This is a genomic window from Paraglaciecola sp. (genome assembly GCF_039964565.1).
In the GTDB taxonomy this organism is placed as follows: domain Bacteria; phylum Pseudomonadota; class Gammaproteobacteria; order Enterobacterales; family Alteromonadaceae; genus Paraglaciecola.
On the sequence record NZ_JBDVXF010000044.1, the window covers coordinates 293,563 to 318,782 of the forward strand.

At 41.1% G+C, this 25,220-nt stretch carries 13 protein-coding genes; all 13 read right to left on the reverse strand.

Going from position 1 to position 25,220, the window contains the following annotated elements:
• Positions 1 to 52: 52 nt before the first annotated feature.
• Positions 53 to 706: a hypothetical protein gene (locus ABJK37_RS21055; RefSeq protein ID WP_348357945.1), complete on the reverse strand. Its 654-nt coding sequence runs from the start codon at positions 704 to 706 to the stop codon at positions 53 to 55.
• A 229-nt stretch (positions 707 to 935) separates the two neighbouring features.
• Complete coding sequence (locus ABJK37_RS21060) at positions 936 to 4,163, reverse strand: c-type cytochrome (protein ID WP_348357947.1); 3,228 nt, start codon at positions 4,161 to 4,163, stop codon at positions 936 to 938.
• Between the two features lie 70 nt (positions 4,164 to 4,233).
• On the reverse strand, positions 4,234 to 4,947 hold the full coding sequence (locus tag ABJK37_RS21065; protein ID WP_348358242.1) for a DUF1080 domain-containing protein: 714 nt from the start codon (positions 4,945 to 4,947) through the stop codon (positions 4,234 to 4,236).
• 833 nt (positions 4,948 to 5,780) lie between these two features.
• Positions 5,781 to 7,064 (reverse strand): glycoside hydrolase family 5 protein, encoded by a 1,284-nt coding sequence (locus ABJK37_RS21070; protein WP_348357949.1) that lies wholly within the window; start codon positions 7,062 to 7,064, stop codon positions 5,781 to 5,783.
• Positions 7,065 to 7,352: 288 nt separating this feature from the next.
• Positions 7,353 to 8,504 (reverse strand): helix-turn-helix transcriptional regulator, encoded by a 1,152-nt coding sequence (locus tag ABJK37_RS21075; RefSeq protein ID WP_348357951.1) that lies wholly within the window; start codon positions 8,502 to 8,504, stop codon positions 7,353 to 7,355.
• 178 nt (positions 8,505 to 8,682) lie between these two features.
• Positions 8,683 to 9,978 carry a putative glycoside hydrolase gene (locus ABJK37_RS21080; protein ID WP_348357953.1) on the reverse strand — a complete coding sequence of 432 codons (1,296 nt, stop codon included), beginning with the start codon at positions 9,976 to 9,978 and terminating at the stop codon, positions 8,683 to 8,685.
• 50 nt (positions 9,979 to 10,028) lie between these two features.
• Positions 10,029 to 11,714: a DUF5597 domain-containing protein gene (locus ABJK37_RS21085; RefSeq protein ID WP_348357955.1), complete on the reverse strand. Its 1,686-nt coding sequence runs from the start codon at positions 11,712 to 11,714 to the stop codon at positions 10,029 to 10,031.
• Positions 11,715 to 11,826: 112 nt separating this feature from the next.
• On the reverse strand, positions 11,827 to 13,299 hold the full coding sequence (locus ABJK37_RS21090) for a tryptophan 7-halogenase (protein ID WP_348357957.1): 1,473 nt from the start codon (positions 13,297 to 13,299) through the stop codon (positions 11,827 to 11,829).
• Positions 13,299 to 14,807, reverse strand: coding sequence for a tryptophan halogenase family protein (locus tag ABJK37_RS21095; RefSeq protein ID WP_348357959.1), 1,509 nt, complete (start codon positions 14,805 to 14,807; stop codon positions 13,299 to 13,301). The genes ABJK37_RS21090 and ABJK37_RS21095 overlap by 1 nt, the downstream gene beginning before the upstream one ends.
• Positions 14,808 to 14,923: 116 nt before the next feature.
• Entirely contained in the window at positions 14,924 to 17,866 is a 2,943-nt protein-coding gene (locus ABJK37_RS21100; RefSeq protein WP_348357961.1) for a TonB-dependent receptor, read from the reverse strand.
• Positions 17,867 to 17,894: 28 nt separating this feature from the next.
• Positions 17,895 to 20,291 carry a glycoside hydrolase family 95 protein gene (locus ABJK37_RS21105; RefSeq protein ID WP_348357963.1) on the reverse strand — a complete coding sequence of 799 codons (2,397 nt, stop codon included), beginning with the start codon at positions 20,289 to 20,291 and terminating at the stop codon, positions 17,895 to 17,897.
• 839 nt (positions 20,292 to 21,130) lie between these two features.
• The gene (locus tag ABJK37_RS21110; RefSeq protein ID WP_348357965.1) at positions 21,131 to 23,329 is read right to left on the reverse strand and encodes a DUF4832 domain-containing protein; all 2,199 of its coding nucleotides are present in this window, start codon (positions 23,327 to 23,329) and stop codon (positions 21,131 to 21,133) included.
• Positions 23,330 to 23,521: 192 nt separating this feature from the next.
• Positions 23,522 to 24,739: a hypothetical protein gene (locus ABJK37_RS21115; protein WP_348357967.1), complete on the reverse strand. Its 1,218-nt coding sequence runs from the start codon at positions 24,737 to 24,739 to the stop codon at positions 23,522 to 23,524.
• Positions 24,740 to 25,220 lie beyond the last annotated feature (481 nt).

Consider the following 25,220-nt stretch of genomic DNA (forward strand, 5'->3'; position numbering starts at 1 on the left):
TGTCGCTCAATTAGAGTTCAGCTAAATAACCACCATTGTAGCTATTGGCCAGCTAATGTAAGAAATGGCAAATAAGGCGATTTGAAACGCTAAGTAAGGCTGAATTATTTGTTAGAGCAGAGGTTTCCCCGCCCCAACTCCAACCTGTACCAGTGGATTTATGTAAGTTAATCACGCCGTCTGTACCTTGCTGAATTAAATAGTCTGCGCCGGATATCGGCCAATCAAAGGATTGAAATCCGCTGCCGCTTTCACCGTCAGTATAAATAAATAGATCGAAGTAAGGTCCCATGTCGTTACCCGTGATAGCGAGGTATAGATAGGTTTCATCCGCCACCACTTTTAAAGACGTCGTTTGTTGGTTTTCAGCACTAGCTAGTGTGGGAATGTTTTCCCAATCATCAGATGCACCATCAATTGATATAGCAATATTTACAGGCTCATTTTCGGGTTCGTTGTCGGGCTCAATTAAAGGCTCAGTTGGTTTTGTATTTTTATCTTCACCTGCAACAAAAGCCTCAACATCAAGGCTTTGATTTAAGGTGTTGTAACCGGTTTCAGCGTCCCATGCGTCAATATTCACTAACTGAATACTGTATTCGTGGCGGGTGGCTATTGCGCCGTCATTTGACACATCAGCAATATATAATGATAAGTCGTACTGACCTAAGGCTAGATCATCGGGAAATTTTACATACTCGCCCACTTCAGTAGTTCCGGGATACCAGGTTCGTATGTAATTTGTGCTTGTTCAACGGCACTATAACTGTCAGTGACAATGCGGTTTTCAATAATATTGTTTTCTTCGACTTAAACCGACATGTTCATAACCATACTAATGGCTAACCCAAGATAAAGTCATTTCAAAACAAGTCTCAGGTAATTCAAAAAGTGCCAGCGAAAGCTGGCAGAAATCGAATGAGAGCCTATCGCTCCTATTTAGAAAATGAATATAAACTGTAGTAAGCCGTCATTGTTTCAGAACTCACTAGATTAAATAAAGCCTTAGACTGTAACAAAAGGTGATACACCCGCGCCGTTTGTTGAGGATGCACAGAAGGGTGAGTCAAGGTGGCCAATTCTATAGTAAACGATTGGCGATCATCACTCACATTTAGCGCTTTTACAGCCTCTTGATGATGCCCCATTTCATCTGAACCATATCTCGGAGCATCATGGTATACCCACGAATCCAGTTTAATCGCTTTAAGTAATGTCTCCACGTTAACAGAATTAGCTATTGGTTGGGTTAGCTGTACAGTAAAACCTTTATCAGTAGCCAGCAGTTGCTTAATAGCTGGTGCGATAGTTTTACCATCCCACATCACGCGTTGCAAGCTGGCAACATGACCACCTTTAGCTTGCCAACCACGGCCAGTTTGTCCTAACAACAAACTACCATCGTCTAAAAATACTGGCCGCATCACACCAGACTCCAAGCCATCGATAAACGGCATGACACTGCCCTGCATCTGACCATTTACCTGTTCAGTAGCAACACGAAACAAATTAGACTGTGTTTGGTCCCCCATCAGCATTTGTCCAGAATAAGGGCCAAATTTACCCTTGCTGGTATCCCATGCAGGGTTACCTGGCGAATTCGCTACTCGGTTGTGAGGTAGCAAAATGATCGGCTTGACCCTTTTATCTAACACTTGTTCCCATAAGATTTCAGGGGAGTCAGGGGTCATTCCAGGCAAATCAACTAGGCTCGATGGATGGCCATAAAAACCATCTTTTTCCACAATAAAGATTTTCGAGGTGCCCATATACTCACCCTGATTATCCGAATACCATACCTTTCCATCCGGTGCAGTGCCTATACCTGCTGGGCTTCGCATACCATTCGCCCAGGTCTGAGCACTATTTTTCTGATCAACACGGAAATGCCAGCCAGCATAGCCACCAGCTGAACCCATATAAGGTCCTCCAGCGTTATACGCGCCACCATCACCCCCATCAGCTAAGTTGATACTTAGATAATAAGCGCCATCACCGCCACGCACTGGGCCATGCATATAGGAATGATAATTACCGTGGTAGCTAAAGCTATCAAACATAGTTTGGTAACTATCAGCAATGCCATCACCATTAGTATCAGAAATCCGGGTTAATTCTGCTTTTTGGCCCACTACCAACTGCAAGCCATGTTTATCTTCGATTTGTACACCAAGACTATCAAAAGTGCCTTCAGCAAAACGAGTCCATTGGTTGTTTTTCAGTCGCCAAATACCGGCAGTGCGAGTTGCGACTACTATGGTACCGTCTTCGGCTACCGCCAGCCCCAAGGCCTCAAATAACTGCTCACGTCCATAATGGTCTTTAGGCGCATAATAGTTTTCAATACTATACCCTGCAGGCATATTGGCTTCTGCAGCTTGCACTTTTAAAGGTTGCTGAATAAAATCAAAAGTAGATTTAGGTGCTTTCCATGGATTGCTGGAAACAGGTATTTTTGCGGTTAGTAGTCCGTTAACTTCACCGTTCGCTAAGGTCCATTTACCTTTTTCCAAGGTACCACTGGAGACATTCAGGTCTGACAGTAATTCATTGTTAATTGCAAAGCTTTGACTGTTTTGTAATGTCCCAGAAACAAACACTTTGACTAGGCCTTTACTGTCAATCTCAGTTTTGACAGATAATTCATTGTTGCCCACGCGGTAATGAAATACTGGTGCGGCAGCAGGTTTTGAAGAATCGATGTCATAGCCTTTAAATTGGGCATTCACTTTAGCTAACTTATCCACATGATCTTCTTTTGAATATAGTTCGGCTAAAATGCGTTTTTTATCACCAAATATTGCACTTTGGAAAGTAAAATCAATAGGCTGACCCGCTTGATTCAAAGGTGCCATTAATACATTTTGCGCACCCATGTTAATTTCCATACTTTGATAGCCGGTTTTTAAACCCTTACCTCCTCGGTTTTGGAACTCCCCCCCCATGTCTAAATAACCGCCTTGCCATATTTTACTGATTCCAAGTATGCGTGGGTCAAAGCTGTAATTAATACTATTAACCTGACCTACATGAATAGCGCGACCTGAAGTACCTTCGAGGGGGCCACGTTGAATTCGAGTACGGCGGTCTACCAATAGTTGTAAATCATCCTTTAGCGGATCGTATTCAGCCTGTCCTTCTTGAGACATTAACTTAACTACGGGCCCTTGTGCGCCTCCTGAGTTAAGTGTGGCCAGATAGGCACCAATAGCATCGACTTGCTGGTCATTTAACACTTGCTTTGAAAACGCCGGCATAATTGGCATATAAGCTTGGCCTGCGTTTTTACCATGTTCAGCGACCGCCAATTGAGAAGCTGGTGTACGGATGCTGGTATGAAGATACTTTCGATCCGCTTTTATTTGGAAACGATGGTTTTCCCCCCCTTCCACAATTTCTCGTTCTCTTGGGGTGAGGGTAAACAACCCATATAAATTAGGGCCAGTAGTCGCTTGCGCGTTTGCCGCATCAACACTGTGACAAACATTACAGCCAACAGACTCAAAACTATCTTTACCCGTAGCCACAAAATCGATTAACTCGGCCTCATTGGTATCCCCGCCCGATTCCACCGGTAGCGTTATTGCAGAAAAATCAGCTCGTTGCACACTCACATTGCGCAGCGCTAAAGGATTGCCATCCGCCACAATTGCCAAACCATCCATAGGATTATCCCAATTGGTTAACGCATGTTGACTAAAGGTTGTATAAATGACATTTTTTTCTACAACATTACCGTTAACCTTCACTTCTACCACCATTGCTGGGTCGACTTTGTTGCTAGCATCGTCATATCGTGAAGTACGGTATTTCACCTGCATATGTTGCCATTCGTTGTTATTCGCCGGCATCAAAACATCATAGCGGCGCTGCACCACTAAAAAAGCTCTACCGTCTTTAGGTAATAAATATTCAAGACTGATTAACGCATCACCTAAGTAGGATTTATGTTCTAAAGGTTTACTGCTTCCAGTGGTCACAAATATTGAATTGTCACTCTCAGTAGCAGCGGCTATTTGTAGTTTATTGTCGATTGCACTAACAGCACTGGCCATTGACCAGTCTGGGTTGTCTTTAAACTGCTGCGAAACATCTGCGACAACCACATTATGGCTAAATATGCTTAGGACCAATGTAAGCTGGAGAAGGGTAATTATTTTCATTCTAAGGTTCTCGAATCTGTTTTACTTATACAATCGACTGCTGGTAAGTCGAGGCTGTTAAATTATTTGTTTATAATTCTCTTATCCAAATATTACGAAAGCTCACTGGGTTTCCATGATCCTGTAAACGAATGGAATCGCAACCATGAGCGCTATATGTTGGCGCTCCGATCCACTCAGTGACACCTTGTATTTCAACGTGATTCTGCACTAGCACGCCATTATGCAAGGCTGTCATTTTTGCTTTGGACTTTAATTTTCCAGCCGCATCAAACACTGGTGCGGTAAAAATAATGTCATAACTTTGCCATTCGCCTGGCGCCTTAGTGGCATTTACCAGAGGAATATGTTGTTTATACACTGCACCAGCCTGACCATTGGCATAGGTTTTATTGTTATACGAGTCGAGTATTTGAATTTCATAGCGCTGCTGCAAGAAAACCCCGCTGTTATTGCGGCCCTGTCCTGTTAACAACTCACCTTTTTCGTTGGTGATTTGGGTTGGCATTTTCCACTCAACATGTAATTGGGCATCACAAAATGTCGCTTTGGTTTTAATATCGCCGGTACCAGCCACTACTGTCATGGCACCGTCTTTAAGTAACCATTTAGCTTCGCCTTCTTTCGCACTTTGCCATTGATTTAAAGACGTGCCGTCAAACAGTACTGTGGCATCTGAAGGTATATTATTTTTATCGACCGTTACGATCTCTGGTGTAGGCTCCCAAACCTCTGTTACTTCGGCTTTCTGCCATGGTTCCATTTCTGCAGCAGTGAGTGCCATCGGGCTGATCAAGGCACCGATAAGTAACGAAAATTTATGTTTGTTTAGCATTGTCTTTCCCCTATTGCTTTTTGGTGGGTTAGCCCGCCTATTTAGCAAATCATTTATTTTAGTAAGAAGTAACCTTACCTTTAGATACCGCAAAGTGAGCAGTATGTTTCATAGCGTTAACAAACACTAAGTGTATAAGTGAACATAACTAACAACGTATAAAGAATTCGGCTAACAGCGTGAGTATTTCAGAGCTGGTTTGCACAACAGCGAGAAGCGCTTTTTCTAAATTCTGAATGATGTAAGGCAGTTGATTAGTAGACGAAAAATAGCGGGTTTTCACTCCCTTAAGATTATAAAATAGATGTCAATTTAGAAAATATGAGGGTTCATGTATTTTGATTTTAGGAAAAATGAAGTTTTATTTTACCTATACTCCTCGCAGCTAACAGACTCGAACTTAATATGATTAAACAATAAGTGACTAAATTTATATAAGGCGAATTTAAAAAGAGTCGAGTCATTATGATCACTTGTTTAATTTCTGACCCAGTAGCGTCAACTAGGTGTTTGTGTAAAGTTAACGCTAGGTTAAAGATATGTTGACTAAGGTAGGTATGAAAATTGACTGGAACCCTTATAAAATGCAGAAAGTGATACTTTTTATTTGAATAGTGAAAGAAAAATTAACGACTAATCCTTTTAATTTTTGTTTGATTTAGAATTTGTAAATTAAACATGGGTTTAATTGATAAATCAAAGTGAATTGGGAAGTGGTTTGAGTAATAAAAAGCCCGATAAATTTCATCAGGCCTTTAGGATTGGAAGAGCACAAACTCTAGTTAAGGAGTGATGGCACCCTTGAGAAGTGCGTCCAATGTTTGTTGGTCAAATACTGTTAAGTCACTACGATCGAAAATACCTGCTGCAAAAGTGTCTAAACCACCACTGTCCCAATAAAAAGGGACCAGTCCGTTCATTATTGCTTGTTGGGTGACATATTCGTGGTAATAAGCTCGAGAGGCTAAATGTAAGTTTAATGCTTCGCCAGTTAGTTGCCCATTACGGCGCACTGCACTGTATTCTCCCAAAATAACAGGGATTCCTTTATCAACAAATTTCTCCTTCATTGATTTGAATAGTAGGTCGACCGCGGCTTCTTCACCGTAGTTCGTATTACGCTGAGTATCATCGACAGATTGATAATCTTTTCCCCAATAAAAGAACTGATTTCCCCAACTTTCATCTTTGTTCATTAAGGTAAATTGATAAGGTGTATAAAAATGCACTTCCATCATTAGTCTATCGGTGACTGAATCGTTAGGCATGTCACCCCATAGTTGATCGGTTAATTCGATATCGGTCTTTGGACCTTGTACCACTAAAACTCGATTGGAATTTTTACCACCTGTTGCACGCACTGTGTCTACGAAGGTTTGATGGTATGACAATAAAACAGCCATTTGTTCAGCGTCTTCAACATGGGGTTCATTGGCACTGGCAAAAATTAGATGTTCATCGAACTCTTCTAAGTGAGTCGCTATTTGTTGCCAAAATGCTTTTTGTTTAGCATTGTTTTCTTGTTGTTTTTCTGTAGTAATATTGTTTTCTAACCAGCCTCCATCCCAATGAATATTAAGGATGACGTACAAATTATTATCGACACAATATTGCACCACCTCTTTTACACGATTAAGCCAAGTTACCTCAATCTCAGCTGTTTCTTGATCAGAGTACTGATCCCAAGAAGTAGGAATACGGATAGCGTTGAATCCACTGTCTTTGACTAACTGAATTAGATCCCTGCTAATGAGTGGGTTACCCCAAGCGGTTTCGCTACCAATGGCTTCTAAGGTGTTGCCAATATTCCAACCTAAGGTCATGTTAGCCGCTAATTGTTGAGCATTACTTTCCATACCTGAGCTGTCATCAGGTAAAGGGCTGGAGTTGTAATCGGGGTAACGTGCGGTTGGCTCTATTGGAGTGGACACAACCGGAGGAGTTATCACAGTAGATGTATCTGACGGGGTAGCACTTCCCGAACTGCCACAACTGCTTATGCCTGTAATGCCAAAAATTAACATGACTGAAAACAAAGCCGTCTTTATTTGAGAGGTTTTTATCATAGTTGCTTGATTCTTGTTGTGTGATAGCAATAGCGACTTAGACTTATAAAACCAGTTTATTGCCACTTTGAGTTATGGGTATAGCAGGATCCGTAATAACTATTGAATTATGCAGATAGTGTTAGTTTTTGTCGCAAAATTGACAATAATACCTTTTGTTTTCCCTTTTTGGCGGGTTTTAAATGGACTTACCCTGGGTTGCTCGAATTCGCAATAGAATACCCATGTTTGATTCAACAAATACTTAATCTTGATTGTATGAAGATTGGTTATCTAAGTATCCTGAGCTCAGGTTAAGTAGGTATCCTTAAATTTTTTCGGACTACAATCGTACTCCAATTTAAACAACTTGTTAAAATAGGGGACGTTTTTATAACCAACCGAATAGGCAATTTCTGAAATGTTAGCGGATTTTTGAGTTGACAATAATCTAGCCGCTTCGGTTAACCTAAGTTTATTAAGGTAGGCACTAAAGGTATAACCCAATTCGTTTTTAAGTATTTCGTTAATTTTGTTTCTGTTAATTCCTATCTCTTGAACCATAGTATCTAAATGTAAATCCATGTTTGCATATTCAGTTGCCATGAACCGCAATATGGTTGACGCTTCTTTGTTTTTTTGTGGCTCCATAGTAAGTTGTTGATAGGCTACAAGGGGACGGTCTTTTTGTATTTTTGCTTTTAAATCGGATAGCAGCGCTTTAGTGTATTCTCTGTGTAACCAAACAATACTGCCAATCCAGATACAAGCAAAAAGCCCGGCAAATGCGTATAGAAAAAACCAATCACGGCCATGCAATTGTAAGTTATTGATGTGAATATTAGACTCAACGTCTTTGGGGGATTGAATGGTACTGCCAAAAGAAAGTCTGGCGGTTTTCTGTAGGTTATATTCTTTTTTACTCAACTCGTGATCGAACCATTTATACCACCACTCTGGTGTTTCTAGTCGAGTGAGATCTATGTTGAAGTCTTGCCATTTTTGATCACAAGAAAAATAGGAGGTTGATATCCGATAAGAGCGTTTATCGTCTACATTTGTGATCTGATCGTCTTCCGTGTACAGGGCAAAGGTTAGTACATTTTCGGGTTCACATTTGGCACTAAAACTAATCGAGTCAAACCTAGAAAAATCAACGTAAGACCATTGACCTGTTTTATCTTCGAATACCAGCTCTGTCATGGCAACCGGATATTGCACCGAGCTACTCACTTTAATATTAAAGTTTAAACTAAATAAGCTATCTATGATATTGACTGTTGACTGACCGCCATCTTCTGCATCCGAGCCTATTTGAGTATGCCAGGGGAAAATACTGGTGTTTTTGGGAATGAGCTGACTTTGTAAGAAGGTCGTTTTAACAGAGAGGTAACCGACACTAGATGTGATGAAAAGTAGCGCAATAAAAAATATGAATGCTTTCTTATAAAACTTGAGCATTTTGAGTGTTAAAAGCCCTTAATTTAATATGCTGTCATCTAAACAAGGTATTGGTTTTGTGTCAACATAGATTACCCTTGTTGGTGCATAAATAAGCCCTGCTTTAGATGTTAATGGTTGTGCCTATAGCGTATTTATTGCAAAGCAAAATAACTACGGTATACCGGTTTATTCAGTGCTACTCAGCGGTGATATACTTAGCAAAAACAGGCTTTAATTTGTTGGCCCATATTTGGTAACCTTGCTCGTTTGGGTGCAGTAAGTCTGGCATTATCTCTGTGCTTAAATTGCCCTTGGCATCTAAGAAATCCTGATTGATATTTAGCACTTCTAGCGGGTATTTGTCTTTGAGTTTACCTAACAATTGGTTGCTTTGATTATTGTTAATTCGCAACTTGTCATTGGCTTGGGCACTTCTTGGAAAAATCGAGAATATTACAATTTTAGTCTTGGGTAATTTTTGCTGAATTTTTTCGACTATAGCATCAATACCCTGGTAGATTTCTTCTGGAGGATCAAGCCTATGGCCCGTATTGTTGGTGCCAATCATGATAACAGCTAACTTGGGGGCGATATTGTCTATAGCACCATGTTCTAAACGCCAGAGTACATTTTCAGTTCTATCACCACCAAAGCCTAAATTAATGGTATTGATGTCTGAAAACTCTTTATCCCAAACAGTTTTGCCTTTATCTTCCCAGCCATGGGTAATAGAGTCACCTATCATAAGTAACTCAACTTCTTGCGAGCGCTTTGCGAGTTTTTCTTTATGACGGGGTAACCACCAATCAACTGACCAACTTTCATTTAGGGTTGCTGGCGTTGTAGATATCTGACTCAAATCTTGGCAGCTAAAATTCGCAACGCCCGTTTGTATAATTTCAATATTACCTATGCTGAGTTTACCTTGGTTACCAGTAACTAAGGTAAAAGGTTGATTCACGGCTGAAAATTCCCCCCCTTTTTGGGTAAAACAATTAAGAGGAATAGCTAGGTGGTGCCACTTAGTCGGATCTTGTTCAAGGGCCCACTCTCTTAATCTAACGCTTGCTTCACAGTTTTTGCCGCAACTCATCTTAAGATCTAATGCTGCATTTTTTATATCGTCGAGACGAATATCAAAGGACACAACGCCAGTGGACATAAACTGTGATAAATCTAATGGTTCACCGCCAGTGAATGACATACTTGCGTACCAAGTATCGTTAAAGGTCAATTGCAGGGCATCGTTTTGTGTATTTTTGTTAATTGATTTTGCTAACACCGTTTGGTCAGGTAACTGACTATTTGCGCCTGTTATTACTTGAGTTTGCTGGTCATTATTTATCTCAATCTGCCATGTGCGCAGAGGAACTCCTTGGTATAAGGGGATTTTGTTGTTGTGTACGATCTCTTTATCACTAGCAGTAGGTTGGCAATTAGAGAAAACTATAAAGGTGGCGACTGTTAGCGGTATTGTTATTTGAGGTTTCATAATCATTCTTATTGAGTTGAGTTATTTAAAACATGGCCAGCATAGGCCTGCTACAAGATATGTGTAGCTAGTTTGATTTTTAAAATGTGTCTATTTGAAGTGAAGTTAAGTCCCCAGTCAGTTTGGTCGCCGTTCCAAACACGTTGCATCACCCATTCTCCTTGATGATTGAAATAACCTTCTTCCACCCGTTCTATCATATAAGGGCTATCTTTAATTTCGTCAGATGGAGTAAAGGTCACGCGAGCGCGCATGGCTGTTACAAGAAATTCGTTATCTGCAAGTTTGGCGATTAACGCACCGCCAGAAGAAGGGTGATTACCAGTAGGTGGATCGATCCAAAACATCGCACGGCCATAGGTAATCTCAGCATTCCATAAGCCTAAATCTAGATTCTGAGTGAAATTTTTGCCATTTTCTTGAGCAGAAATGGCAGATGTTTTTGCATTCCAAACGGCTTTGTCTTTAACGGAATCATTGGGTTCAGACACGCCCCATGTTTGATTATTAAAACTTAGCTCTGCCCACTTAGACGCCCAGTCTTTTATCCACGCATAGTTTTCAGCAAAGGGGGCTAGCACTTCATCAGTGACAGATTTAGCCCCTAATGGAAAGTTAGCGTAGTCAGTATAATCCATACCAAAGGGCGCAAAGCCAATCCCTTGTTCACCTAAGGTAGACCAAAAATATCGTGCATAGGGTTGGTCGTTGCCTATTTCAGCCACAAATAGTGGGTTGTCGTCACGAGAGTAAAGTTCTAATACTTTGCTGGCTGTTTTATGGTCTCGAAAGTAAATGTCGGGCGAAATCATATCAATTTCAGGTGCAGCTACTTTCCATAAGTCAATGACATTGTCAGTGGGACCGCCCATAGAATAACCGTCACCCGGGTTGAATGGATTACGTAACGCCACATTTACATTCATAGGGAGTGACTTGATACTTTTTCCAGCTGAAGCTATTTCATTGACGTAGCGAGCTATGTGCCACGCATGAAAAAATTCATCCGCATCTTCACCAAATACACTTTTCCACGAACCATTTTGGGAACCCAATTTTTGCACCAGAGAGGCAGGCACATTTTTTTGAAACTCTTTTTCAGCCAGGGGAGAGAAATCCCGCTTACTACCATAGGTACCTACTTCGTTTTGTACTTGCACCATGATGACTTGATGTTGCGGATCCTTCTCTTTTAAATAGGTCATTAACCTGATGAATGCCTTTTTGTCGGCTTCCAGTGTGTTTTGTCCGTGAGGTGAGAGAGAATTAAGGGTTTCGCCGTCCTTGGTAATGACACGAGGAAAACGTTTATTATTTAACTTAACCCAAGCTGGTGCGTAATGCGGAGCGTTGTTTTTCCATGTCGCAAACCATAACAAAATTAGGCGAACATCATGCTCTTTGGCTTGAGCGATAAGGGAGTCGAGATACCTAAAATCAAACTGATTCTCTACAGGTTCTATCTGTTCCCACGCGATGGGGATCCCTAAGGTATTCGCATGAAGTTTTTCAACTACCGGCCACACCATGGGGAGGGCTGCAGGGTAATTTGCTGAATTATTAGTTTGTGCCCCTAAAATCAAGTAGGGCTTATCATCCACTAAAAAGGCATGTTTACCCTTTACTGTGACAACTTTAGGAAGAGAGACATGATCCACAGTCGATGGCATATTTGAGAAATCTGCCGAAGTACACGCATTTAGACTCAATGCTAAAAAGGGAAAAATTAGACTCAAAAGGTTGGTCTTCTGTTTGAAGGGTGAAAAATTTGTTTTCAAAGAGGAAACTCCGTATATCTGTTATTCAATGACTTATTTCATTAATGGCTGTTTTTAAGTTGGCATAACCTTAGTTGTAGGCTCTAAATTCCCTTATCAGTATTTGTATTTTGTTTTCAATTTGACGTAGAAAGGTGTGGGCTTTTTCTTGGGGAAGCGAGCCTAGTAGTGGGTCATGAGCCCCGTCATTTTTAAAGCTGCGTTGCAGTAAATTAATCCACCGTTGACGTGGAATAAGTGGGTTTAAATCATACGCCACTCGTCCACTACTTTTAAAAAGATCTATGCTTTGTTGCAACCGAGAATTTAGCTCTGGCAGCGCTTGCAGCCAAGGCACTTGTTGGTGTGTTTTAGCGGCCCATAAATAGTGCATATGCAAATAGTCAAAAGCCTGTTCAAAGTCTTTGGCTACTCTTCGGTTATATTCATTTTGGTTCGCCTCAAGGCAGGCTTTGTTAGGAAAAAGATCGAGTAATTTGCTGATCATGCGTTGTGACATGACTAGGTTTTCAACTGATGGAGATCCTACAAATCCAGCTGCGTCACCTATGGCCACACAATTCTTGTAAAAGAATGAGGTGCGTTGCCCAGATGGAGTGTTGTGTATTTGCTGTTCTTCTTGGCCGGTAATATCACATAGTGCTTGTTTAGCGGTATGGTCATTTACCTTGGTCAAATCATAACGCAAGGTGGTCGTTTCGAGGTTATTCATTACGACTGACTCCATCCAACCAAGTTCATGAATGCTATGCAGTGCATAGGGTAGCGCAGTACAGCTAGTGTTTTTTTGGCTAGAAACCTGCCTATTTATGACCGAATTTAGGGGCGAATGTGTGTATTCTACCTTGAGGGTATTAGCCATGATTAGCGATTCAAAACCGCTATTATCAATAACCAGATCTGGCTTGATAACAGTGCCATCTGTTAGGGTGAGTTCATTAATGAACCCGTTACTTGCATGGGTTGTAATGTTTGAAATTGCGCCAGAGTATCTTTTTACGCCCAACTGTCCGGCTGCTCCCTGCATAAATTTCGTATACACAGCATTATTAATATTCATGCCACAAGTAAAGTTCGATTGGATAGGGTCGACGCCACTCTTAGGTAATGCAAGACGTTTAGCTTTGGATGCACTAGAGGCCAGTGAATAAGGCGTATAGTCATTTATATTCAGCCAATTCAACACTTGGTGTAATTCTATACTGCAAAATTCCGGTAAGCTGTTCTCGTAGCCATTAAATATTTCTTCATGAACTGCATCAAATCCTTTAAAACCCTGAGACAAAGTGAGCTTTCCATGACCAGATTGCAGTAAGGACTTTTCTTGTATACCTAAAATTTTGTGGTAGTCAAAAATGTGGGGGGCAGCTGAGATAAGTGCTGGTTCAATTGTGGGAAGATCTACCACGCTAATTTGGCAGTTTTGTCCTTGTAATCCACGGGCTAAACCCACAGACGCCGACCAACCTATCGAACCACCGCCAATAACTACTATATTTTTAATGGGGTCATTGTTTTGAATGCTAGTATTGGCATAAGTCATTAAATCGATACCTTCGCTTCTTGGGCAATTTTAAGTCTGTCAGCTATAAACTCTTCTGCTGAAGGCATGTTGGCTAAAGCATGACTAATCTTTGATTTTGTTTGTTGCATATACTGCAATATTTCATCATTACCAAATGTATCGAGTCTTGAGTCGTAGTATTTAGGCCGCAAGTTTTGACCAATACACACCGCAGGCCAAACACCAAACTGACTAATATCTGTCCTACCTGATTCAGCAAATAAATCTAAACGATTTTTTAACTCCTCTGGAATGCACATGTTTTGACAATATCGCCAAAATTCTGAGTCGCTACGTTGATTTAGGTGAAAATGTAGAATAATAAAGTTACGAATAACTTCGTAAGAGTGGCTCAGGGCTTGGTTGTATTCGTCGATTATGGGTTGAGCACAATCTTTGTTGGGCAATAGCTCTAAAAATTTACTGATTCCTTGTTGAATTAAATAGATACTGGTGGATTCAAGGGGTTCTAAAAATCCGCTAGAAAGTCCAATTGATAGACAATTTTTGACCCAACTGCATTCTCTTCGACCTGGCTTATATCGAATGATCCTAGGTTCGCTTGTGGCTTTTCCTGTTAGTGACGACATAAGTTGATCCGTCGCTTGTTGATCATTTATATGTTTAGCGCTATAGGCGTATCCGTTACCCATTCGATGTTGTAACGGTATTTGCCATTGCCAGCCGGCTGATTGCGCGGAGGCGATAGTGTAGGGATGGAGCGGTATATTCCGCTCGCATTGCACAGCAACTGCACTATCGGTTAACAGCCACTCGCTCCAGTCTATAAACTTGCTATGCATTTGTTTTTCAATCAATAGTGCTCTAAAGCCACTACAATCAATAAAAAAGTCTGCTTCTATTGTTTGGCCATTTTCTAGTTCAACACTCCGCAAAAAACCATTTTGATGTTTGTGGGCATTGCTAACTTTACCTTCGATTCTGACGACACCTCTAGTTTCGCTATATTTTCGTAGAAACCGCGCGTAGCTGGTAGCGTCTATATGGTATGAATAATTGTAATCTGAAAACTGGGTTTGTTTGGCTTGGGTTGATACAGGAAATTTTCCATTAAGACCTGAAGTAGCCGCAATAGAATAGTCCGCTATGGAACTGCACTTGCCTAAGGCTTGTTCTTTAAGCCAATAATGATGGAACTCGATGCCCTTGGTTATTTCTCCATATTCACCGAATGGATGAAAATAGCTTTGGCCTATTTCTCCCCAATTATCAAATTTAATTCCTAGCTTTACCGTAGCATTTGTTGCTTTGATAAAGGTTGCTTCATCTATACCTAGGGTTTGATTAAATTGGCGTATATGCGGAATGGTGGACTCACCTACACCTACGGTGCCAATACTATCTGATTCGATCAGAGTGATTTTACAAAATGCTTTGGGTAAACGATTCGCCGATGCTGCCGCTGCCATCCAACCTGCGGTACCACCTCCAACAATGACAATGTGTTTAATTGGAGTAGATTGCACAGTACCTCCGATAACATTTAGTTTTAACATTTGCTTAAAATGGGCAGTGAACACCGCACCAAAAGCTCGGCGCTCTCGGTACAATGAACACTACCCCACACACAAAACTGAACTCTTTAGAAATTGCCTCTTAAAGATAAGGCATACCTTGTGTCATTTTGATGGTAGGCAGAGTAATGATCGCCGGCACCATTTTGACGCATGGTATTTTTAGTGATGGTATTGCTTAAGTTGTTGGCTTCAAGAGATACCGTAATGTTATCGTTAATGGCGTAGGAAATTGACCCATCTAGATAACCAGCGGCTTCATTAAATATGGGTAAACGCCAAGTACTATCTGCTCCTTCTGCGTCTGATGACCTGACAAAGCCTTCAGAGGAAATACGAGTGGTACCGTTGAAACCATTAGCGCCAATTGATGTTAAAAACTCACTTCGCCAATTGTAGGCTAAACGCATAGTAAGGGGACCTTTTTGATATATACCAACTAAGTTGTAGGCATTTTTTGACAGCCCTTTGTAGGGTTGAGTGCCATAGTTGCTGCCGTCTGTGTCAAGAGGGGCTCCGTCTGGTTCAATTTCAGTTGAGCTATCAACATAGGTGTAGTTTGCTTGTATGCCTAAGCCGTCGAAAGGCGCGGGTAAAGTAGTAAAGAAGTGGTTTAGACTCAGTTCAAAACCGCTGATATCGGCAGAGCCGCTACTCTCTGGTCGTTGAGTGACAAAATCAACTGGACCTACATCCGCTATATTTTGAGTTTCGTTGCCAAACTCAGTGACTTGATAACCTGTTATATCCTTTGTAAACAAAGCTAAATAAGCCGAACTACCTTCTTCGTAGTACCATTCTAACGATACATCAAATTGGGTCGATTCCATTGGATCTAACTTGGGATTAGTGGATGATGATGAGCTAAATTCAAAGTCGCTTAAGCCTATATTTGCACCATCAATAGGATTACCTTCAGGGTCCAATTTACTCCGTGATTCTTCTTTGAAGGTCACATCAAACACCGTTCGTGCTTGTAATGAACTAAAGTCTGGACGAGCCATGGCCTTAGCTGCTGCGAAGCGTAATAGTAGCGAGTCAGATAATTCTACCCGTACGTTTAAACTCGGTAATACGTTGTCGTATGAGTGCTCAGCATCGAATGGAATATTGGCGCCACCTGGTACCAATAAACTATCAACAAAGATTGCATGACCTTGGGCAACATTATCCGTTTTGACATAACGTACTCCCACATTACCATGTACTGGGTAAGCTAGATCTGCAAGACTAAAATCAACCATTGCATACACAGATTTGGTTTTTTCAGATTGATCGTTAAACCATTGGTCATCTTGAAGATTACGAGGTTGCCAAGTTGCGCCTTGAGCCCAATCAACATATTCGATTCTACTTTTCACTTCGGCATAACTATCTGGGAAACCTTCAGCATAGCTGCGTAGTGGTGCAAAAATATTCGCAGGGCTAGGCACATCACCAGAGAAAAAGTCTTTAAATTCATTAAGGTTTAAGTCAGAAGCTGAAGGGTTGGCACCACTAATAACCGCGCCGCCATCAATAAGCCAGTTTCCTATAGCCCCCCAATTATAACCGCTATCTAAGTTATCTGAGCTAGAGTCACTAAAACGAGCACCAAACCTAACGGTATGAAACACATCGTTATCTAGGAAGTAGTCAAAGTCAGCTTGAAATGCCGTCATATCAGCTTTGTTGTCTACTTGGTTATCCATTAGGAAATCCCAAAAATAGTTGTCTTCATTGGCTAAATGGGCCGCATTTGATGTAACCGTTGGTAAAGACCCAGTTAAATCTAAATCAATATAGGGAACTTTAACGGCAACAGCGACGGTTGAATCAAGTTTTTTGGTCGTCGCTTCGACTTTTTGTGCTTCAAAGCTAAAGTTAAATGCTTTGCCACTATATTTGTAAGTTAATGCAAAATCGGTGGTTTCGGACTCTTCTTTAGATACACGAATATCAGACCCCATATTGATACCATTTTCTTGGGTCAGTCTACCTACAGTCATCACACCATTAGCGTCATATTGAGGGTTTTGACTCGCATCTACTTGTAAAGCCGTGACATCGTTGCTAACAAAAATAGCATCTTCGTCCCACATCATTTCATAGTTACTGTTGAAGTAAGTCAATGTGAGTTCTTGATTTTCGCTAGGTTTCCACTGTAACGCCAAGTAATTACCTGTTCGTTCTCGATTAAAGTCCATGGAGCGCCAATCGGCTCCACGAGGAATATATACCGCGCTGCCTTCTTTTCCAGCAATATCATCGCGGGCGAAGAATGGGCGGACGTACATTGAATCATTTCTAGTAGAGAGTTCTGAATAGGCTACGTCAGCTAATAAACCAAATTTACCTAAGTCAGTATCCCAAGAATTACTATATAAAAATGAATATTCTGGGGTGGTATCTTGAACTTTGTCACCGTAGTTTGCTGATAAGTTAAAAGAAATTTGTTGCTTATCACTATGAAAAGGTAGACGCGTTTCTAAGTCAATAGTACCTGCCAATCCGCCTTCAATTTGGTCTGCTGATGGGCTTTTATATACATTCACTGCACTTAGTAGTTCAGGCGGCACATCACCAAAACTCAGTGTACGTCCACCGTTTGCACTGAAGGTACTACGGCCGTTTAATTCACTGCGAACCTGGGTTAATCCTCGAACAATTACACCATTGCCTTCCACTGAAAAGTGCTCAGGATCACCTTGGCTCATATAGCGGTCAATCGCTACCCCTGCCACTCGTTGTAATGTCTCGGTGACACTTCGGTCGGGTAACGCTCCTATATCATCTGCACTAATGCCATCCATAATTTTATCAGAGTTCATTTTGACTAATTGTGCTGAGACTATGCTAGAGCGAAGTCCCTTCACTTCAATGACTTCGGTGCTTTCTTCTTCAGCATTTTGTTCTTGGGTAAAAGCTATATTGGGGGTTAATAAACCCAAAGCGGCCAAAATGCTGATTTGCGCTTTAGAGCGTCTAAATATCGATTGGTTATTGACGTTAGTTGTTAGAATGTTTTTCATTTTTGTATTCTCACTTTGGTTTCTTAGTTTATTTGAGAGTGACTTTTAGTAGTGTACTTTCCTTAGGGGTTGGACTTAGTTGATTGACCAATACAAGGTATTCTTGGTTTGCTAAGGTACTAAAACTGACTTCATGTTTATTATTGATTTTGAACGGGATATTTTTGCCGTTTGATAACACTCTTAGGGCATCCGTAAAGTGACTGTTTTTCAGCTTGATTTCGCTGTTTTGCAAGGGTGTAATGCGCGCTTTTTGTAAGGCATTGTTATGCCACTTCATGGCCACTTGTACATTCCCTCTGGCTTTAAGTCCTTGGATTTTGCCGTTTGGCCAAGCTTGGGGGAGGGCTGGTAATAAATGAATTGTGTTTTGATGACTTTGTAACAACATCTCAGTCATACCGGATACTGCGCCAAAATTACCATCTATTTGAAATGGCGGATGACTGCTCCATAAATTGGCCAGAGTGGAAGAGTGTAATTGTTCTTGTAATAGTTTATAGGCGCGATTGCCATCAAACAGGCGCGCCCAGAAATTAATTTTCCACGCTTTACTCCAACCGGTTCCTCCATCACCTCTAGCGTTAAGTGAAGTGACTGCGGCTTTGGCTAATTCTGGAGTGTTGTTTTTGGAGATATAACTCCCCGGGTGTAGGGCGTATAGATGTGACACATGTCTATGTTTGTTGTCTTCCTTATCCCAATCTTGTGCCCATTCTTGCAATTGCCCCCAACTGCCAATCTTTAAACCCATATCGAGTTTCTCTAGGGCCGCGGATAATATATTCAGCATCTCCGTATCATTTAATAATTCTGCGCTTGCAAACGTTTTCATAAATAGGTCAAAAATAATTTGCTGAGACATAGCGGCTCCCGCAGAAAAATTCCCATTCTCCGGTGAATAACTTGGGTTGACTGCTAATTGTTTTGTTTTAGGGTGAGGTACTAAATTCTTTATCCAAAATTCACTGGCACTTTTTAGGATGGGATAGGCTTTGTCTGCTAAAAACGTTTTATCTAATGTGTACAGGTAATGGTCAAAATATTGATTTGCCATCCAAGCAGCGGCTTCGGGTTGCCAAAACGCTGTAGGCCATTTTATCAGCCCAATCGAGCCCCAAGGGTTACTATTTAAAAAGACGACCCATCCTGGAGAGTTAAATAATTGTTCAGCAGCTTGTTTGCCTGGAATCATTAAATTGTCTAGATAGTCAAACAAAGGAGGTAATGTCTCGGGTAAATTGGTCATATCTGCCAACCAATAATTCATTTGTAAATTAATATTTAAGTGGTAATCAGCGCTCCAAGGGGCTTGAATGTCTTGGTTCCATATTCCTTGCAAATTGGCGGGCAAGCTGCCTGCTCGTGAAGAGGCAATCAATAAATACCGCCCATACTGATAATAGATACGCTCTAAAGATTGATTTAATTTTGGATCTTCAAAAGGATACCCATTAACCATTTTATCCATCGCCATAGGCGCGGCTTGATTTAACTCGAAGCTTACTCGTGAGAATAATGTTTGATAATCAGATAAGTGACGCTGTTTAAATTCTGCATAGGAAAGATCCTTACTGGCATTTACGTTGTTTTTCACACGGCTAATAGCATCAGTACCGATGTAGTTAGGGTGGCGTAATTCGTAATTTGTCACCGCGCTTAACTGTAAAACTACTGAGTCGGCATTGGCGACTACAAACCGATCATCTTCCTGTTTTACATTGCCGTTTTCATGAGTGATTTTTAAGATTGCGGCATATTGCTGCTTATTATCTGTTAATTGCCCACTGGTTAATAATTCATTTTTATGCAGAAACTGTGTTTGACTGGTTCTATTTTTAGGTACGCTAATATGCGCTGCTAAATTAATGCTACCTGCTTTATCAGCGCTTATTTTAACCAACAAACTATTATCTGGATAACTGACGAAATATTCACGTAAGTACCGAATGTCATTGACCAAATAACTAACTGAGGCGATGGCTGTGTTTAAGTCTAATTGTCGCGTGTACTCAGTGTATTTAGCGTGAGTCGCATCAAAACTCAAATGTAAGTAACCAAAACTTTGGTAACTGCCGTAGTTCTTTAGATCATAACCCAACACCTCTGCAACTTGTTTGGGGGGCATACTACCGTTGATATTGATTTCTTGCTGTATAGTTGTTAAGCGGGATAAATAGTCTTCTGTTGAATAGGGAGGAAAACCATATCCGTCCCCTGTAGATGAATGAGGCCCACCCGTCCAGAGGGTTTTTTCATTAAACTGAATAGACTCCTTAACAACATGACCCAGAATAGTTGCACCGATTTTTCCATTACCTAATGGTAAAGAGTCATTTTCCCAATTATCACCTGGGTGTTGAAAAAATAGTTTCAGGCTACTATTAGTTTCAGTCGCCCATATCTGACTAGTGCTAATTAACATTAGGCAACAAGCGATAACACATTGATATGGTGCGTTAGAAAAAACTCGGTTCATTAATAAAGATTCACTTGTTTAGTATTGGTTGGAATAGAGCTAATACTAAATTTCAACTAAAGGTTAACGATAGGTTAAAATTATGTTGCGGAGACAGGTATGAAAATTGGCTGAAACTCTTATAAAATGCAGAAAGTAAAAGCTTTTCTTTGAATAGTGTAAGAAAAACTAGAATTTTTGGTCAAACTAAATGTTCGTTTTCTGTCCTGACTATTATTGTTAATAGTTTTTGAAAGTTGATAATCGACAAAATATGGTGAGGAAGAGTATTACCGTATTTAGCGCTTGTCTGGAGCGAAAATTGAGTGCCTTCAAATCGGGCGGTTCCATAAAAAATTCGAGTTGTTTGAGCTAATTGCGTAGAAACATGAAACCGATCTGTCAATAACGCATTAGATGATCGGCATGGATGTTAATGTGTAATTTTGACCGGCTGCTTACTTGTATTTGGGCAACGCAGGCGTTCGATTGCGGTAGGCCAATGTCCATTGATCGCTCAGTTAGTGTGAAAACTATTTTCAAGTTATTCTTTTAATAAAATGCGATGGGAATATGCGCTCTACATTAAAAAATGATCAAGTTTTCTAATAAATAAAACGTAAAATTTACCAAACTTTGAGTGAGGTATTTGACGGTTGGAGTTTTTGCAGGACCTGCTCATTGGCGACTATTAGGCTTAACTTCAGGAACTCCATTCCTGTTTACCTGCACATTTGTTGAGATACAAAAAAGCCGCTAAGTAAAATCAGGTTATCTGCTTTTCACATCACGGCTTATCTTAGGCACTACTCATTTTCAGGCAAAATATAAGCTGGCATAACTTCTGAATCTAGCGGTAAGCGAGACTGCACTTGCCACTGGGCATCCACGTCATTTACTCCAACGTTAATCGTGCCGTTGAGCCTTTCAAAATCGGCTTTTTCCATCCTTAACTCGATAAAGCTATTGCTGCTATTTGCTTCAATACTGATGGTTGTTTGTTGTTCCCAACTCCAATCTGGGCCCGTGGATTTATGTAAGTTAATCACGCCGTCTGTACCTTGTTGAATTAAATAGTCTGCGCCCGATAACGCCCAATTAAAAGATTGGAAACCTGTGGTGCTATCGCCGTCAGAATTAATAAATAGATCGAAGTAAGGTCCCATATCGTTACCCGTAATAGCGAGGTATAGATAGGTTTCATCAGCCACCACTTTTAAAGACGTCGTTTGTTGGTTTTCAGCACTAGCAAGTGTGGGAATGTTTTCCCAATCATCAGATGCACCATCAATTGATATATTTACAGAGACGGGCTCAGTTGGCTGCTCGGTCTTGGTTTCAATTAAAGGTGCTGTTGGCTCAGTGTTTTTATCTTCACCTGCAACAAAAGCCCCAACAGTAATGCTTTGGTTTAAGGTGTTATAACCGGTTTCAGCATCCCATGCGTCAATATTTGCTAACTGAATACTGTATTCGGGGCGGGTGGCTACTGCGCCATTATTTGACATATCTGCGATGTGTAATGATAAGTCGTAATGGCCTACGGCCAAATCTTCGGGTAATTTAATATATTCGCCCAGCTCAGTCGTGCCGGGATACCAAGTGCGTATATCATTGCGTTCCGTATCTAAAACTAAGGTCGTTTCTAAACCAGATGTTTGATGCTTGAAAATCAGGCGTAATTCCATTTGTGTTACTGGTGAGGTAAACCCATCGTTATCAATGGATAATAAAAATGGCACGTAATTTCCTGCGTTAGCTGCAGTGACTACAGTAGAGCGGGTCATAGCTAGGCGGTAGCCTAGTTTATTTTTGATCTCTTCCATGCAGGCGTCATCACCTTCAGTCCAATCATTGTTGACGGAGTTGTTATAATCACTATTTAAGAAACTATAGTTAAGCTCGTCCATAGTATTTACTATGTTATCACTGCAATCATTGGCATAGGGAACAGGCGGCGTTGCCCAACTTTCGTCTTTGCAGGTTTCCCCGCCTACAATCACAAACTGGCTGTCATTCTTGTGGTAGTTTTTAAATATACCAACTGCATTGCCCTCTTTTGGTCCGCCGGCAGTGCCATAATCCGCATAGGTGCCAGTATCAGAAGCGTCAGTTAAAAAACAATCATTATGAAAACCTACGCGGGCAATGGCTTGGCCACTAAAAGCGCCATCAGCCGTTAAACTCTCAGTTGTTCCATTTAGCCCTGAAGTGATAGGGGCTGCTGCGCCGTATATGAATTTTTGTTTCGCCTGTGGCGTTCTGACTTGCAGCATAGTGGGCTCGGCGGTGGCCGCTAGCAGAGCCTCAAGAATCTCATTTCTGTCTATCCAGTTTTGGTCGGTATAACTGGCTGTCACATCGCCGGCGGGGCTAAAATTGTCGGTATAGTACTGTTCACCCCATGCACCAATAAAACCTTGCTGAAGCGCTAATATAACATCTGCGTTAGCAGTCAAAATGGGGTTTAGTTGTTGAATATGGGCCAAAATAATATTTTTTTCAGGATCGCCGTAAGGTGCAGTGGTATTTTTATGATAATAAAAACGCACCACCAGTTTAACGCCTGCCTCTCTGGCAGTATCAAAATCGTTTTGAATGTTGGTCAAGGTATCATTAGACAAAACAGGGTTGCTCACATAGTTATCTAAAATAAAGGCTCGTAAAATAAGGGTGCTATTTACGCTATAACTCCCATCAGAGGCTCGATAATTGTGTCTATTTGCGATTAATTCGGCTTTGCTTAATGGACTAAAGGAACTCATTTGAGTTTCTGTGTGTTGATAAAAACCTCTGCCAGGGTTAGCAATCTCATCCTCAGATTTTATGTATTGCTTTTTAATCACGGTAAAGCCGGCTAGAAGTTCAGTTTCTGGCTCGGGAGTGGGTTCTGGTGTAGGAGCTATGGGCTGGTCAATCTCTGCTTTTTGTCCGCTACCGCCGCCGCAACCTACTAGAGTGGTAAGCAGTAAACCAAGAGCCAATATATTGTTAGAGTTTTTCATAAGTTATTGCTCTGCTGTGTCTTTGTCAGGCTCAACCTGAGTGCTGGAAATAATGTGGCGAGATTGCCAATGAGGCAGTTAGATAAAAAGCTAGATGTAGTGCGATAGAGGTTTCACCCCGTGTAGGCTAAATAAAAGTGATGCCTGTTAAAAGACACCACTTTAGTAAGTTAACCATTAAGGTGCGACTAGCTACTCAATTGTTTCTGAGTCAGCAGAGTATTCATACATCACCTCATTAGGAACTTGGTCTGTACCCCAGCCATTACCTGTGCCTACAAACATCATTTTGACAGTTGCTAGGTCAGCGGGATTACCAATTTCACTTAACGGGATAGTCATTACGGTGATGGCAGTATCACCACCTGTTGCTGTTGCTGCAGATTCAACATCACTCCAAGTACCGGCAGATACGTCTTGTTTATACACATTCCATCCTTCGCCAGTATACTCAAAGCTATAACCATACTCTGCCACTAGGCCAGTTAAGCTGGCAGCTCCACTAACCATAGGCGTAGTAGTGGTATCGCTATCATCCGTGTTTAAATATATTCGGATGGTGTGCCACGCGTCTTTGGGGCCTTTATGAGTTTGCGTGATGACTAAGTTTGTATCGTCTGCCGTGGCTAATACCGATTCAATATCGTTACCTGGCATACCGATATCATCTGTCTCTGATATTTCTATTACCGTGGGTTTGGTGAATTGAAACATTGCATCATTTGGCGCTTGGTCTGTTCCCCAGCCACTACCTGTACCTACAAACATGACTTTAAGTGCTGATACGTCTGCTGGCTCACCAATTTCACTTAGCGGGATGGTGATAGTTGTCAGTACGGTATCACCACCGGTAGCGGTTGCGAGTGATTCAGCATCAGCCCAAATGCCTTGATCCACGTATTTTTTATAGGTATTCCAGCCTTCACCAGTATACTCAAAAATATAACCATACTCAGCAACTAGACCTGTCAGACTTGGCGCGCCACCCCCCATAGGTGTAGTTGTTGTATCACTATCATCAGTGTTCAAATATACCCTTATGGTGTGCCAAGCGTCTTTAGGTGCTTTGTGGGCTTGTGATATCACTAAGTCGCTGCCGACTATTTTGTAAGATACATAATCTATATCATTACCAAGAGGGCTTATATCATCATCTGTTTCTGAGATTAGTGCTACATTAGCATTGGCTGCTGCTTCAGCTGCGGCCGCAGCGGCCGCTTCTGCTGCGGCAATTGCAGCGGCCTCGGCTGCAGCTTCGGCCTCTGCTTCGGCAGCTGCTTCTGCTGCAGCAACCGCTGCTACCAGGGCTTCATCTACAGGCTCTACATTGCTGTCTAAACTCTGCTCCCAACACCCCGTTAAAGTCGTAACCAATAAACTAAGTACAAATATATATTTTAAATTTTTCATAAGTTATTGCTCTGCTATATGTTTTTATTGGTGAATGCCTAATTCTTAATAATCTATAGACGCCTATTTTTTCTTGTTATTTTTAAACAGGTGTCATTAGTGTTGCTAATGGAATAGCTAAAACATCCGTCACCTAACTGCATTTGTTTCATTGAAACTTAAGGTGTCATATGAAACCTATTTATGTTTCGATTTTGATTCTAAGTGAAATATAATGGAATTAAAATAGCTAATTGTCAATTTTGGTAAGGTTTGTGAAATTTAAAACTGTTGAAGTATTTCGTTAGGCTTCATTTTTGTGTGAGTAAATAGTGTTCAATATACTTGTTGGAAAGAACAGAATTACACTCTTTAACTAGGCTTTTATCCAAATTTAGGCAACCCGGTATGCTTATCGTCACTGGGGCGCTCAGGAATTTATGGAAGGTTGTACTTATCAAAATGTGCGATTGCGTTAATGTGAATGGTATAACGGCCTTCG